Source organism: Streptomyces tropicalis, from assembly GCF_029269835.1.
Taxonomy (GTDB): Bacteria; Actinomycetota; Actinomycetes; order Streptomycetales; family Streptomycetaceae; genus Streptomyces; species Streptomyces tropicalis.
The window spans coordinates 129236-143056 of the sequence record NZ_JARJBB010000015.1 but is presented as its reverse complement, the minus strand read 5'-3'; the positions used below and the strand labels follow the sequence as shown (position 1 = coordinate 143056).

At 73.1% G+C, this 13821-nt stretch carries 12 protein-coding genes; 6 read left to right on the top strand and 6 right to left on the bottom strand.

Annotation, left to right across the window (positions count from 1 at the left end; translation table 11 throughout):
- Positions 1-51: 51 nt before the first annotated feature.
- The 6 genes from P3H78_RS24860 to iolC form a co-directional block, all read right to left on the bottom strand.
- Positions 52-1173, bottom strand: coding sequence for an alkaline phosphatase family protein (locus P3H78_RS24860; protein WP_276111371.1), 1122 nt, complete (start codon positions 1171-1173; stop codon positions 52-54).
- On the bottom strand, positions 1170-2450 hold the full coding sequence (locus P3H78_RS24855) for an alkaline phosphatase family protein (protein WP_276111370.1): 1281 nt from the start codon (positions 2448-2450) through the stop codon (positions 1170-1172). Before P3H78_RS24855 ends, P3H78_RS24860 begins: the two co-directional genes overlap by 4 nt.
- 159 nt (positions 2451-2609) lie before the next feature.
- Positions 2610-4514, bottom strand: coding sequence for a 3D-(3,5/4)-trihydroxycyclohexane-1,2-dione acylhydrolase (decyclizing) (iolD, locus tag P3H78_RS24850; RefSeq protein WP_276111369.1), 1905 nt, complete (start codon positions 4512-4514; stop codon positions 2610-2612).
- A gap of 8 nt (positions 4515-4522) precedes the next feature.
- A complete protein-coding gene (gene iolB / locus P3H78_RS24845; protein ID WP_276111368.1) occupies positions 4523-5458 on the bottom strand; it encodes a 5-deoxy-glucuronate isomerase in 936 nt (311 codons plus the stop codon).
- Entirely contained in the window at positions 5455-6351 is an 897-nt protein-coding gene (locus P3H78_RS24840) for a Cgl0159 family (beta/alpha)8-fold protein (protein ID WP_276111367.1), read from the bottom strand. The genes iolB and P3H78_RS24840 overlap by 4 nt, the downstream gene beginning before the upstream one ends.
- A gap of 13 nt (positions 6352-6364) precedes the next feature.
- Positions 6365-7327, bottom strand: a complete 963-nt coding sequence (gene iolC / locus P3H78_RS24835; RefSeq protein ID WP_276111366.1) for a 5-dehydro-2-deoxygluconokinase — start codon at positions 7325-7327, stop codon at positions 6365-6367.
- A 313-nt stretch (positions 7328-7640) separates the two neighbouring features.
- Between iolC and P3H78_RS24830 the strand changes: the two genes are divergently transcribed.
- From P3H78_RS24830 to P3H78_RS24805, 6 genes are all read left to right on the top strand, one after another.
- Positions 7641-8654 carry a sugar ABC transporter substrate-binding protein gene (locus tag P3H78_RS24830; RefSeq protein WP_276111365.1) on the top strand — a complete coding sequence of 338 codons (1014 nt, stop codon included), beginning with the start codon at positions 7641-7643 and terminating at the stop codon, positions 8652-8654.
- Positions 8654-9730, top strand: coding sequence for an ABC transporter permease (locus P3H78_RS24825; RefSeq protein WP_276111364.1), 1077 nt, complete (start codon positions 8654-8656; stop codon positions 9728-9730). Before P3H78_RS24830 ends, P3H78_RS24825 begins: the two co-directional genes overlap by 1 nt.
- A 5-nt stretch (positions 9731-9735) precedes the next feature.
- Positions 9736-10647 (top strand): ATP-binding cassette domain-containing protein, encoded by a 912-nt coding sequence (locus tag P3H78_RS24820; RefSeq protein ID WP_438828035.1) that lies wholly within the window; start codon positions 9736-9738, stop codon positions 10645-10647.
- 1 nt (position 10648) lies between these two features.
- Positions 10649-11551 (top strand): sugar phosphate isomerase/epimerase family protein, encoded by a 903-nt coding sequence (locus P3H78_RS24815; RefSeq protein WP_276111362.1) that lies wholly within the window; start codon positions 10649-10651, stop codon positions 11549-11551.
- Between the two features lie 152 nt (positions 11552-11703).
- Complete coding sequence (locus P3H78_RS24810; RefSeq protein ID WP_276111361.1) at positions 11704-12303, top strand: GPP34 family phosphoprotein; 600 nt, start codon at positions 11704-11706, stop codon at positions 12301-12303.
- A 240-nt stretch (positions 12304-12543) separates the two neighbouring features.
- Positions 12544-13797, top strand: a complete 1254-nt coding sequence (locus P3H78_RS24805) for a serine hydrolase domain-containing protein (protein ID WP_276111360.1) — start codon at positions 12544-12546, stop codon at positions 13795-13797.
- The last annotated feature ends 24 nt before the right edge of the window (positions 13798-13821 follow it).

The window sequence follows — 13821 nt, the reverse complement described above, 5'->3', positions numbered from 1 at the left end:
GGGGACTTGGCACGGGCTTTCGCATGTTCGGGGCTGTTCGGGGATCAGTCGTCAGGTCCCGGTGTTGAACACGTCGGTGCCGAAGCGGCTGAGGCCCTTCTGCCCGGCGTAACCCAGGTACGGCAGCCCGAACCGGTCCTCGATGCTGGCGAGCAGCGAGTAGTGGTTGTACGGCGTGGTGCTCCACGTGCCGCCCTTGGTGAAGGGGGAGACCACGAGTGCGCCCGTCCGGCCGCCGCCCTGGCCGGTGATGCCGGGCAGCGGGGCGTTGGGCGCCGGGCCCTCGCCGCAGCAGGCACTGGAGTCCTTGTCGGGGCCGTCCGACTCGTCGAAGGTGATCACCAGCATGCCGTCCTGCTTGAAGGCCGGGGACGAGGTGATGGCCGGGACCCACTTCTTCAGCCACTCGTCGGCGGAGGCCAGCCCGCCCGGACGGCCGTCCACGCACGGGGAGTCGTGGCCGTCGTCGCACAGGTTGGGCGTGATGTAGCTCAGGTCGGGCGTCGTGGCCGTGGTCTGCAGGTCGGTGGTGAGCGCGGACTGGTCGACGACGTGCCGGGCGCAGTCGTCCTGCCGGTCGATGATCGAGTGGAAGTACATGAACGGGTTGTGGCGGGTGGCGTACTGGTCGCCCGCCTTCGCCTTCTGCGTGTCGTCCACCGCGCCGACCGCGGGGTGGCGGCAGGGGGTGCCCATGTCCTCCATGTAGCCCTTCCAGGTGTGCCCGGAGGCGTCCATCTGGTCGGCCAGCGTCTTCACGCCGGAGGGGTGCACGCAGCCCCGGCCGACGGCCTGGCCGGGGTCGGCGGTGCCGGTCTGGACGAACGGCGCGAAGGTCTGGCAGTCCGCCTGGGTGTCCGGGTTGGGCCCCTGCCCGGATATCTGTGCGACGTAGTTGTCCAGGCTGTTGTGGCCGATGCCGTAGTACTGCGAGAGCAGCACGCCCTGGGAGCGCAGGGTCTGGCTGAGGTACGGCGCCTTCGAGCCGGGGCCCCAGGTCTCGTCGTACCCCTTGTTCTCGAGGTTGATGACGAAGACGTGGCGGGGGCCCGCCGCGGGCGCGGCCTCGGCCTGCATCGCCGCCAGCGTGCCCCCGCCGGCCGCGAGGAGGGCGGCGAACGCGGCGGCCAGGACCATCAGGCGGCGCGTGCCGCGGGTGACGCGGTGCTTCATGAGGGGAGCTTCCATCCGAGGGACTGGGCCTTGTCGCGCAGCGCGTGCCACTGCTCGTAGTCGGGCGCCACGGCGGGAGAGCAGGGCGTGCCGACCACGGGGGGCACCGACCACTGCGGGGCGTCGGGGTTCGGCGCGTCGCTGAAGTCGAGCACCTCGACGATGTTGTTGGCGGCGGCGTCGCGGGGAGTGAGGGCGGGCAGGTTCCAGCGCCACTCCATGGCCTTGAGGACCGAGGTGTGGTCGTAGACGCCGTGAGCGACGTACCCGCGCCTGGCGCGCGGGGAGATCACCAGGCACGGCGTGCGGAAGCCGCGCAGGCCCCACTCGGGGTGGGCGTCGGGGGCGGTGGCGGGTGCCACGTGGTCGAAGAAGCCGCCCCACTCGTCGTAGTTGACCACGAGCAGGGTCCGCTTCCAGGCGGGGCTCGAGGTGACCGCGTGGTAGACCTCGTTGAGGAAGTACTGCCCCGCACGGATGTCGCCGTGGGGGTGGTCGTCGGCGGAGGTGCCGCTGCCCTCGTCGAGGAACTTGGGGTCGACGAAGGAGACCTGGGGCAGGTTGCCGGAGGCGCAGTCGGCGAGGAACTCCGTGTACGGGTGCGATATCCCGATGTGCTTGGTCCCCCACAGGGCGGTGAACGGCACGTCGTGGTAGTAGTACTTGCCGTCCAGGCCCGCGTCGGCGAGGCGGTCCCAGATGGTGGGGAGCGTCGAGGTGTCCGTGGAGTTGTGGATGCGGTCGGTCTGCGCGGCGTGCTGGTAGAAGCGGTTGGGGTACGTCTCGGCCATGACCGCCGAGAAGTAGCGGTCGCAGACCGTCCAGGCGGGGGCGGCCCTGCTGTAGAAGTCGAGGTCCTCGGGCAGGTAGTAGCCGATGGAGAACTCGTCGTTCGTGCCGGCGCGCAGCCAGCCGTCGCAGCGGCCGTCGTTGTACTCGATCCGGCCGCCCTCGTAGCTGTGGTCCGGGTCGTTGTACGCGCAGCCCTGGGCGGTGTCCAGACGGTGGGTGGCGTGGGCGACCCCGTCGCGGTCGGTGTACGTCAGCCCGGCCTGCTTGCCGTCGGCGCCCGGGAGCCAGCCCAGGTAGTGATCGAAGGAACGGTTCTCCATCATCACGACCACGATGTGGTCGATGCCGGAGTCCTGGGGTGCCGGGAGAGACGGGGGCTGCGGTGCGGTCTGTCCCTGGGCCAGTCCCTCGGTGACGAGTGGGGCGGTCGCGGTCGCGGCCACGGTCGCGGCCCCGATGATCAGTTTCCTGCGGGAGATGCTCACGTGACCCTTCATAGCGGCCGCGCGAACTGGACTTGCAACTTCCGCTTGATGATTCGGCGGACGTTCACGAAGGGTTCAACGACTCCCCTCTTGAGCTTCGCCGAGGATCACGGTGCGTGGCCGGAACCGCACCACGCGGTCCGAGTGCCGGCCGGTCGACTAGAGGTGGCGGCGGCGTCCGGCCGCCTCCCGGTCGTAGTGCTCCCGGGCCTTGACGGCCGCCCCGCGGGAGGCGACCTCGGCCACCGGCACGTCCCACCATGCCTGTGCCGGGGGAGCGCCCGGCGCCGGATCGGTCTCCACGTACACGCAGGTGGGGCGGTCGGAGGCGCGGGCCGCGGCGAGCGCCGCGCGCAGCTCGCCCACCGTCCCGGCGCGCAGGACGTCCAGGCCGAGGCTGCCCGCGTTCGCGGCGAGGTCGACGGGCAGGGGCGCGCCGGTGAAGGTGCCGTCGGCGGCCCGGTGGCGGTAGGCCGTGCCGAAGCGCTCACCGCCCACCGACTCCGACAGCCCGCCGATGGAGGCGTAGCCGTGGTTCTGGACCAGGACCAGGTTGATCGGCAGCCCTTCCTGGACCGCCGTGACGATCTCCGTCGGCATCATGAGATAGGTGCCGTCGCCGACCAGCGCCCAGACGGGGGTGTGCGGGGCGGCCTGCTGCACGCCGACGGCGGCGGGGATCTCGTAGCCCATGCACGAGTAGCCGTACTCCAGGTGGTACTGGCGCGGTGAGCGGGCCCGCCACAGCTTGTGCAGGTCGCCGGGGAGCGAGCCGGCCGCGTTGATCACGACGTCCTCGTCGCCGACGACCGCGTCCAGGGCGCCGAGGACCTGGGTCTGCGTCGGGACCGCGCTGTCGTCGCCGGCGCGGCAGGCGGCCTCGACCACCTCGGCCCAGCGCTCCTTGCGGGCGCGGCAGCGGGCCTCGTAGGAGGCGTCGACACGGTGTCCGGCGAGCGCGGCGGTCAGGGCCCGGAGACCGGCGCGGGCGTCGCAGACGAGGGGCCGGGCCGCCAGCTTGTGCGCGTCGAACGCGGTGATGTTCAGGTTGACGAAGCGCACGCCGGGGTGGGCGAAGAGCGTGCCGGAGGCCGTGGTGAAGTCGGTGTACCGGGTGCCCACCCCGATCACCAGGTCCGCCTCGCGCGCCGTGTCGTCGGCGGCCGCCGTGCCGGTGTGGCCGATGCCGCCGAGGTCGGCCGGGTGGTCGTGGCGCAGCGAGCCCTTGCCTGCCTGGGTGGAGGCGACCGGGATGCCGGTCGCCTCCGCGAAGGCAGCGAGCGCGTCCTCGGCGGCGCTGTGGTGGACGCCGCCGCCGGCCACGACCAGCGGGCGGGCAGCGGCCCGGACCGCCGCCGCGGCCGCGGCCAGCTCCTCCGGGTCGGGGGCGGGCCGCCGCACCCGCCACACCCGCTCCGCGAAGAACTCCGCCGGCCAGTCGTACGCCTCGGCCTGCACGTCCTGCGGCAGCGCGAGGGTGACCGCGCCGGTCTCCGCCGGGTCGGTGAGGACCCGTACGGCGTTCAGCGCGGAGGCGATCAGCGCCTCGGGCCGGGTGACCCGGTCGAAGTAGCGTGAGACGGGGCGCAGGGTGTCGTTGACCGACACGTCCGCCGCGACGGAGTGCTCCAGCTGCTGGAGCAGGGGGTCGGCGGTGTGCGCGGCGAAGTAGTCGCCGGGCAGCAGCAGCACCGGGAGACGGTTGATCGTCGCCAGGGCGGCCCCGGTGACGAGGTTGGTGGCGCCGGGCCCGATGGAGGTGGTGACCGCCTGGGTGGACAGCCGGCCCCGGTGGCGGGCGAAGCCGACGGCGGCGTGCACCATGGCCTGTTCGTTGCGGCCCTGGTGGTACGGCATCACGCTCTCGCCGGCCTCCAGCAGCGCCTGGCCGACGCCCGCCACGTTGCCGTGGCCGAAGATGCCCCAGGTCCCGGCGATCAGCCGGTGCCGCACACCGTCCCGCTCGGTGTACTGGGCGGCGAGGAAGCGCACCAGCGCCTGCGCGACGGTCCGGCGCACGGTGGACGGGCGGTCCGGCTGCGGGGGCCGGCTCGGCTGGCTCATCGGTGACCTCACGGGGACGACGGGGCGGACGGGGACGACGGTTCGGGGGACGCGGCCGGGGCCGAGTAGAGCGGCAGGCGCGGGTCGACGGGCTGGTCCGGCCAGGTCGCGCGGATCCAGGCGTGGTCGGGGTGGTCGCTGATCAGCCAGGCGCGTTCGGCCTCGGGGCCGGCCATGACGTTGAGGTAGTACATGGTGTGGCCGGGCACGGCCATCGACGGGCCGTGCCAGCCGTCCGGGATGAGCACCACGTCGCCGTCGCGCACCTCGGCGAGCACGTCGGTCCCCTGGCGGCCGTGCCCGGACGGGAACACCCGCTGGTAGCCGAGGCCGGGCGTGCCGTCGTGGGCGGCGAACTCGAAGTAGTAGATCTCCTCCAGCACCGACTCCTCGCCGGGCCGGTGCTCGTCGTGCTTGTGCGGCGGGAACGACGACCAGTTGCCGCCCGGGGTGAGCACCTCGACCGCGATGAGGCGGTCGCACTCGAACACGCCCGCCGCGCCGAAGTTGTTGACCTGGCGGCTGCAACTGCCGCCGCCGCGCAGCTCCACCGGCACGGACGCGGCCGGCCCGTGGCGGGCGGGCAGGCGCCGGGTGCAGCGCGCCCCGGTGAGCGCGAAGCGGCCGCCGCCGGCGGAGCCGATCGTGACGCGGGCGTCGCGGGGCACGTAGGCGAAGTCGCTGACCCCGGTGAAGACGCTCTCGCGGCCGGTGAGGGCGAAGGTGTCCCGCCCGAACTCGTCGGCACAGCCGACCGTGCAGCCGCCGGCGAGCGGCAGCACGATCCACTCGCTGTCGCCGGTGCCGAAGGTGTGGGTGCCGCCGGGCGGCAGCTCCAGCACGCGCAGCGACGAGTGGGCCCAGCCGGCGGACTCGGGCGAGACGTCCACCAGGTGGGGGCCGCGGCGCGCCCGGCCGGCGGGAAGGTGGTGGCGGCTGGTCATCGCATGTCTCCTTGTCGCAGCAGGCCCACGGCCGTGTCGACCGCCGTCTCCACCGTGCCGTGTGCGGGGTACAGCAGCGAGCGGCCGGCGACCAGGCCCTGCACGGTGGGCAGCCGCAGCGCCGTGCGCCAGCGCCGGTACGCGCCCGCCTGGTCGTCGCCGACGTCGCCGCCGAGCAGCACCGCGGGCAGCGTGGAGGCCGCCAGTGCCTCGGCCATGTCGTCGGGGTCCTCGGTGACCGGCAGCTTCAGCCAGGTGTACGCGGAGGTGCCGCCCAGGCCCGAGGCGATCGCGATGGAGCGGGTGACCGCCTCCCCGGACAGGTCGTTGGACACCCGGCCGTCCACCCGGCGGGACAGGAACGGCTCGACGAAGACGGGCAGCCGCAACTCGGCCATCTCGTCTATGACGCGGGCGGTGGACTCCAGGGTGGCCAGCGAGCCGGGGTCGGCGTAGTCGATGCGCAGCAGCAGCTTGCCCGCGTCGAAGCGCAGCCGGGCCAGGTCGCGGGGGCGGTGGCCGGTGAAGCGGTCGTCCATCTCGAAGGCGGAGCCGGCGAGGCCCCCGCGGTTCATGGAGCCCATCACCACCTTGCCGTCCAGCACGCCGAGCAGCAGCAGGTCCTCCAGCACGTCGGCCGTGGCCAGCACCCCGTCGACGCCGGGCCGCGACAGCGCCACGCACAGTCGTTCCAGCAGGTCGGCCCGGTTGGCCATGGCGAGCCCGCGGTCCCCGACGCCGAGCGCGCCGCGCGCCGGGTGGTCGGCGGCCACGATCATCAGGCGCCCGCTGTCGCCGACCAGCGGACGGCGCACCCGGCGGGCGGCGGCCTCGGCGACGGCCCCGGGGTGCCGGGCTCTGACCGCGGTGAGGTCGGGGATGCTCAGGGGCACGGCGAAGCTCCGTTCAGGCAGTGGCTCGTGCGAGGAGGCCGTCGACCTCCGCCCCGGTGGGCATCGCGGAGGAGCAGGCGAGCCGGGAGGCGACGAGGGCGCCGGCCGCGTTGGCGCGCCGCACGACCGTCGTCAGGTCCCAGCCGGACAGCAGCCCGTGGCAGAGCGACCCGCCGAAGGCGTCTCCGGCGCCGAGGCCGTTGACCACCTCGACGGGCACCGGCGGCACCTGTGCCCGGGTGCCGTCGCGGTGCACGGCGAGCACGCCCCGGGGCCCCTGCTTGACCACGGCCAGTTCCACCCCGGCCGCGAGCAGCGCCTCGGCGCAGGCGCCGGGCTCGCGGACGCCGGTGGCGATCTCGCACTCGTCGAGGTTGCCGACGGCGACCGTGGCGTGCCGCAGCGCCTCGGCGTAGACCGTGCGGGCCTGTTCGGGGTCGGTCCAGAACATGGGGCGCCAGTCGAGGTCGAAGACGGTGGTGCCCGCCCGGTCGCGGGCGCGGAGCGCGTCGAGGGTGGTGGAGCGGCTCGGTTCCTCGCTCAGGCCGGTGCCGGTCATCCAGAAGATCCGGGCGGCGCGGACGGCGGGGAGGTCCAGGTCGCGGGTGTGCAGCTCCAGGTCGGGGGCCTTGGGACGGCGGTAGAAGTAGAGCGGGAAGTCGTCCGGCGGGAACAGCTCGCAGAAGGTGACCGGGGTGGGCAGGCCGTCGACCGGGGTGACCCAGCGGTCGTCGACGCCGAAGTCCCCGAGTGCCTGGTGCAGGAAGGCGCCGAAGGGGTCGGCGCCGGTGCGGGTGATGACGGCGGTGGAACGGCCGAGGCGGGCGGCCGCGACGGCGACGTTGGCGGCCGAGCCGCCGAGGAATCTGCCGAAGGTCTCCACCCGCGCCAGGGGTACGCCGGACTGCAGCGGGTACAGATCGACTCCGATGCGGCCCATCGTGATGAGGTCGAAGGGTGGGGCTGACTCGGCCATGCGCGCTCCTCGACGGTGGCGGGGGTGCGGATCCCCGGGTGCCCTGCGACGGTGGAGACGCCGGTCCCGGGGGCCTGCCGACTCCCAGGTGTAGGCCGCAGGGGCCCGGGGTGTCAAGGGTTTGTACTTACATTCTGACTAGCTTGTGAAATAATGTCTTAACAAAGTATTGACAGCGGGCGTGGCAGGGGATTGGATCCCGTCCCAGCGCAACAGACGAGCACACGGACGACGACCCGGGTCCCACGGATCCGGGCCCCCGGATCCTCCTGATCCCTCCCTTTCCCCCGTCGCACAGTGAGGTGCAGGAAAGATGGACCGCTCTTCCCGCTCCCGCCCGTTCGCCCCCGTCGTGGCCCTCGCCGCGGCGGCGGCCCTGACCCTCGCCGGCTGCTCCAGCGGCTCCGGCGGCAAGAAGGCCGAGGAGGGCGGGGCCGCAGCCGCGGCGGGCCGGGCCGACACGCCCCGGATGACGGTCGCCCTGATCACCCATCAGGCGCCCGGCGACACCTTCTGGGACATCGTGCAGAAGGGGGCCAGGGCGGCCGCCGCCAAGGACAACGTCAAGCTCGTCTACTCGGCTGACCCCAACGCCGGCAACCAGGCCAACCTGGTCCAGAACGCGATCGACCAGAAGGTCGACGGCATCGCCGTCACCCTCGCCAAGCCGGACGCGATGAAGGGCGTCCTCGCCAGGGCGGAGCACGCCGGGATACCCGTCGTCGGCCTCAACTCCGGTGTGAGCGACTGGAAGAAACTCGGCCTGCTGGAGTTCTTCGGGCAGGACGAGTCCGTCGCGGGGGAGGCCTTCGGCACCAGGCTGAACGAGGTCGGCGCGAAGAAGGCCGTCTGCGTGATCCAGGAGCAGGGCAACGTCGGCCTCACCCAGCGCTGCGACGGGGTGAGGAAGACCTTCAGGGGCACCACCGAGACCCTCTACGTCAACGGCACCGACATGCCGTCCGTGAAGTCGACGATCACCGCGAAGCTGAAGCAGGACAGCGGCATCGACTACGTGGTCACCCTCGGCGCACCCTTCGCGCTGACCGCGGTGCAGTCGGTGGGCGACGCCGGAAGCAAGGCGAAGATCGCCACCTTCGACCTCAACAAGGACCTCGCGCACGCCGTCCAGCGCGGCGACATCCAGTTCGCCGTCGACCAGCAGCCCTACCTCCAGGGCTACCTCGCGGTCGACTCCCTCTGGCTCTACAGGAACAACGGCAACTACAGCGGCGGCGGCGAACGGCCGGTGCTGACCGGTCCCGCCTTCGTCGACCGGTCCAACGTCGACAAGGTCGCCCGGTTCGCCGCGAAGGGCACCCGGTGATGCGCATGACCCAGCAGGCCGCACCGGCGGCGGGCACACCGCCGGCCCCCGGCGACAGGAACCGGGACGGCCGGACCGCCCGGCGCCCGCTGCTGCTCCGGCTGCTCGCCCGGCCGGAGGTCGGCGTCCTCCTCGGCGCCGTCGCCGTGTTCGTCTTCTTCTTCGTCGCCGCGCCCTCGGTCCGCCAGGGCAGCTCGATGGCGACCGTCCTCTACCAGTCGTCCACCATCGGCATCATGGCCCTGCCGGTCGCGCTGCTGATGATCGGCGGCGAGTTCGACCTGTCGGCCGGTGTCGCCGTGGTCACCTCCGCGCTCACCGCGAGCATGCTCAGCTACCAGCTCACCCTGAACGTCTGGACCGGGGTGGTCGTGGCCCTCGCGGTCTCCCTCGGCATCGGCGCCCTCAACGGCTGGATGCTGGTGAAGACCGGGCTGCCCAGCTTCCTGGTCACCCTCGGCACCTTCCTGATCCTGCAGGGCGTCAACCTCGGCGTCACCAAGATGATCACCGGCAACGTGGCGACCGACGACATCAGCGACATGGACGGCTTCGGCCGGGCCAAGGCCCTCTTCGCGTCGTCGTTCGACGTCGGCGGGGTGCAGGTGAAGATCACCGTGGTGTGGTGGCTGGTCTTCGCGGCCCTGGCCACCTGGGTGCTGATGCGCACCAAGTACGGCAACTGGATCTTCGCGGTCGGCGGCGACCGGAACAGCGCCCGCGCGGTCGGCGTGCCGGTCACCTTCACCAAGATCACGCTCTTCATGCTGGTCGGCTTCGGCGCCTGGTTCGTGGGCATGCACCAGCTGTTCTCCTTCAACACCGTGCAGTCCGGCGAGGGCGTCGGCCAGGAGCTCATCTACATCGCCGCGGCCGTGATCGGCGGCTGCCTGCTGACCGGCGGCTACGGCTCCGCGATCGGCCCGGTCTTCGGCGCCTTCATGTTCGGCATGGTGAACCAGGGCATCGTCTACGCCGGCTGGAACCCGGACTGGTTCAAGGCGTTCCTCGGCGTGATGCTGCTCGGCGCCGTCCTCGTCAATCTGTGGGTCCGGCGCACCGCGACCAGGAGGTGACCGCCATGACCGACGACACGGCCACGACACCCGGCCCCGCCCCCGACGCCACCGCGCCCGAGGACGGGCGGCCCCTCGTCGAACTGCGCGGCGCGGGCAAGTCCTACGGCAACATCCGCGCCCTGCACGGCGTCGACCTCACCGTCCGCCCCGGCCGGGTGACCTGCGTCCTCGGAGACAACGGCGCCGGCAAGTCCACCCTCATCAAGATCGTCTCAGGGCTGCACCGGCACACCGAGGGCGAGTTCCTCGTGGACGGCGCGCCGGTGCGCTTCTCCTCCCCGCGCGAGGCCCTGGACCGCGGCATCGCCGCCGTCTACCAGGACCTCGCGACCGTGCCCCTCATGCCGGTGTGGCGGAACTTCTTCCTCGGCTCCGAGGCCACCCGCGGGCCCTGGCCCGTCCGCCGCCTCGACATCGCCCGCATGAAGCGGACCGCCGACGAGGAACTGCGGGCCATGGGCATCGTCCTGGACGACCTGGAGCAGCCCATCGGAACCCTCTCCGGCGGCCAGCGCCAGTGCGTGGCGATCGCCCGCGCCGTCCACTTCGGCGCCCGCGTCCTCATCCTGGACGAGCCGACCGCCGCCCTCGGCGTCAAGCAGTCCGGCGTGGTGCTCAAGTACATCGCCGCCGCCCGCGACCGCGGCCTCGGCGTCATCTTCATCACCCACAACCCGCACCACGCCTACATGGTCGGCGACCACTTCAGCGTGCTGCGCCTGGGCACCCTCGAACTCAGCGCCGACCGCGGCGAGGTCGGCCTCGAGGAGCTGACCAACCACATGGCCGGAGGTGCCGAACTGGCCGCACTCAAGCACGAGCTGGCCCAGGTCCGGGGCGTCGACGTCGACGAGCTCCCCGAGGAGCAGGACCTCACCGCACCCGGCCCGGCGTCTTCCGAAGGGACCCCCTGACATGACCCACGTGCTCGACCGCATCCGGGTCGGCTCGGCCCCCGACTCCTGGGGCGTCTGGTTCCCCGACGACCCGCGCCAGGTGCCCTGGCCGCGTTTCCTCGACGAGGTCGCCGAGGCCGGGTACTCCTGGATCGAGCTCGGCCCGTACGGCTATCTGCCCACCGACCCCGCGCGCCTCACCGACGAGGTCGCCCGGCGCGGCCTGAAGGTCTCCGCGGGCACCGTCTTCACCGGCCTGCACCGCGGTCCGGACGTCTGGGACTCCACCTGGGAGCACGTCGCCCGGGTCGCCGCGCTCACCCGGGACATGGGCGCCAGGCATCTGGTGGTCATCCCGTCCTTCTGGCGCGACGACCGGACCGCCGAGATCCTGGAGCCGCCCGAGCTGACGGCCGCGCAGTGGACCCACCTGGCCCGCGGCATGGAGCGGCTCGGCCACGAGGTCCGCGAGCGGTACGGCCTCGACATCGTCGTGCACCCGCACGCCGACACCCACATCGACACCGCGGCGCACGTCGAGCGGTTCCTGGACGCCACCGACCCCGCACGGGTCAACCTGTGCCTGGACACCGGGCACTACGCCTACTGCGGCGGCGACAGCGTCCGCCTGATCGAGACCTACGGCGAACGCATCGGCTACCTGCACCTGAAGCAGGTCGACCCCGGGATCCTCGCCGACGTCGTGGCGAACGGGGTGGCGTTCGGGCCGGCCGTCGCACGCGGCGTCATGTGCGAACCGCCGCACGGCGTACCGGACCTGGAACCCGTGCTGGCCGCCGCGCAGAAGCTCGGAGTCGACCTCTTCGCGATCGTCGAGCAGGACATGTACCCCTGCGAGCCGGACCGGCCGCTGCCCGTCGCGGTGCGCACCCGCCGGTTCCTGCGGTCCTGCGGGGCCTGAGGGCGCGGGCGCGCCGCGGCCGGCGCCCGCTCCTGCGGCCCCGGGCCCCGCGGCGGTCGTAGGCTGGGCGTGGAACGGACACCGGCCGCCGCCCCCGCCCGGACCCGGGGCCGCCGGGCGCCGGGCCGCCCATCCCGTCGAGGGGAGCCCCCATGAGCACAGCGCGGGACCTGATGATCGTCACCCTGGACGCGGGGGAGGAGCAGCCCGTGCAGCAGGGTGAACTCTCGCTCGCGCTCGCCGGCGCCGAGACCGTCGACCTCCTCGCGGCCGAGGCGCTCGGGCTGGAGGGCGACCGGGTCGTGCCCCGGCTGACGCCGCGCCCCGACGACCGGCTGCTGGACGAGGCGGCCGCCTCCCTGGTGCGCGGGACACCGTACGAGACGCTGGAGGACTGGCTGTGGCGCCGGGGACGCGGGCTGTCCACGGCCTACCTGGCCGCCCTGGAGGAGGAGGGGCTGATCACCTGGCGGCGCAGCCACTGGATGCCCTTCCGCGGGGTGCGCGCGGTGCTCGCCGACACCGACGCCCGGCGCCGGTCGGCGGCCCGCTGGGCGGCCGGCGAGCCCGTCCTCGCCACCCTCGCCGGGGCCGTCGGGGTGCGCGCGCCGGACGCCGTCCCGGACCCGGCCGACGACACGGTCCTCACCGTGCTCGCCGCCGTCCACGACGCCCTGATGGAACTGGAGGCCGTGCGCCAGCGCCGCGCCATCGAGGACGCGGCCTTCGCGAACGTCTGGCGAGGGGCGTAGGACCCGGCGCCGGACTCCCCCCTGGGCCGCCCCGGCGCGGGGCGGCCGGGGCACCGACGGGCGGTGGGGCGCGGGCGCTCCTATCCTGGAGGCGTCGGGCGCGAGGTCGATGAGGCACCGGATGCTCCGCCCGCGCCGAGACCGGTCCTGACGGGCGTCCACCGCGGAGCGACGCCCGCCGCCCGTCCCGCCCCGTCCACGACGCGGGCGGGTCTTCGCACCTGTGCTGGGAGTCAGTCCATGAGGCACACCTGCACCCGCCTGCGCCGGGGGACCGTCACCGCCACGGCCGTGGGGGCGCTCGTCGTCCCGTCCGCCGCCGGAACCGCCGTCGCGGCGCCCGCGTCCGCACCGGCCGCCGTCACCGCCACCGCGCCACCGGCCCCCTCGCCCTCGGACACCGGGGTCCGCACCCTCACCCCCGACGTGAAGCGGCAACTCGACCAGGCCGTCCAGCAGCTCATGGACCGCACCCACGTGCCCGGGGCGACCGTCGGGGTGTGGACGCCGCACCAGGGGCAGTACGTGAAGTCCTTCGGCGTCGCGGACAAGACCACCGGCCGTCCCATGGACCCGGGCCTGTACCTGCGGATCGGCAGCGAGACCAAGACGTTCACCGTGACGGCACTGCTCCAGCTCGCCGACCAGGGCAAGGTCGGCCTCGACGACCCGATCGGCAAGTACGTCGCCGGGGTCCCCAACGGCGACTCCCTCACCCTGCGCCAACTCGCAGGCATGCGCAGCGGACTGTTCAACTACTCCGACGACGACGGGTTCTTCAAGGCCCTCACGTCCGACCCGCAGCGCCCCTTCACCCCGCAGCAGCTGCTCGACTACTCCTTCCAGCACCCCGTGCTCTTCCCGCCGGGCCAGAAGTTCGACTACTGCAACACCAACCTCATCCTGCTCGGCCTGGTCGTCGAGAAGGCCGGCGGCCTGCCCCTGGCCGACTACCTCCGCACCCGGGTCCTCGCTCCGGCCGGCCTGGGCCACACCCTCTTCCCGCGCGGCGCGGAGTTCCCGCAGCCGCACGCGCAGGGCTACACCGACCAGACCGCCACCGGCCAGGTCGAGGACGCCGCCGACTGGAACCCCTCCTGGGCCTGGGCGGCCGGCGCGATGATCTCCGACCTGGACGACCTCCGCGTGTGGGCGCGCACCGTCGCCACCGGCGTGCTCCCCGACGGGCGCACCCTGATCAGCCCCGCCACCCAGAAGCAGCGGCTCACCACCCCGCCCACCCCCATCGCGGGCACCGGATACGGCCTCGGCATCTTCGACGTGCAGGGCTGGATCGGCCACAACGGCTCCCTGCCCGGTTACGAGTCCCTGACCGTGTACCTGCCCTCGGCGCAGGCGACCCTCGTCGTCCTGCTCAACACCGACATCGACTACCGGGGCAGCGAGCCCAGCACCGTCTTCGGCGAGACCGTCACCAGGATCGTCTCCCCGCAGCACGTCTTCGACCTGCCGGCGCAGCCCGCCGCCCGGTGACCCGCGGCCGCGCGCACCGCCGAC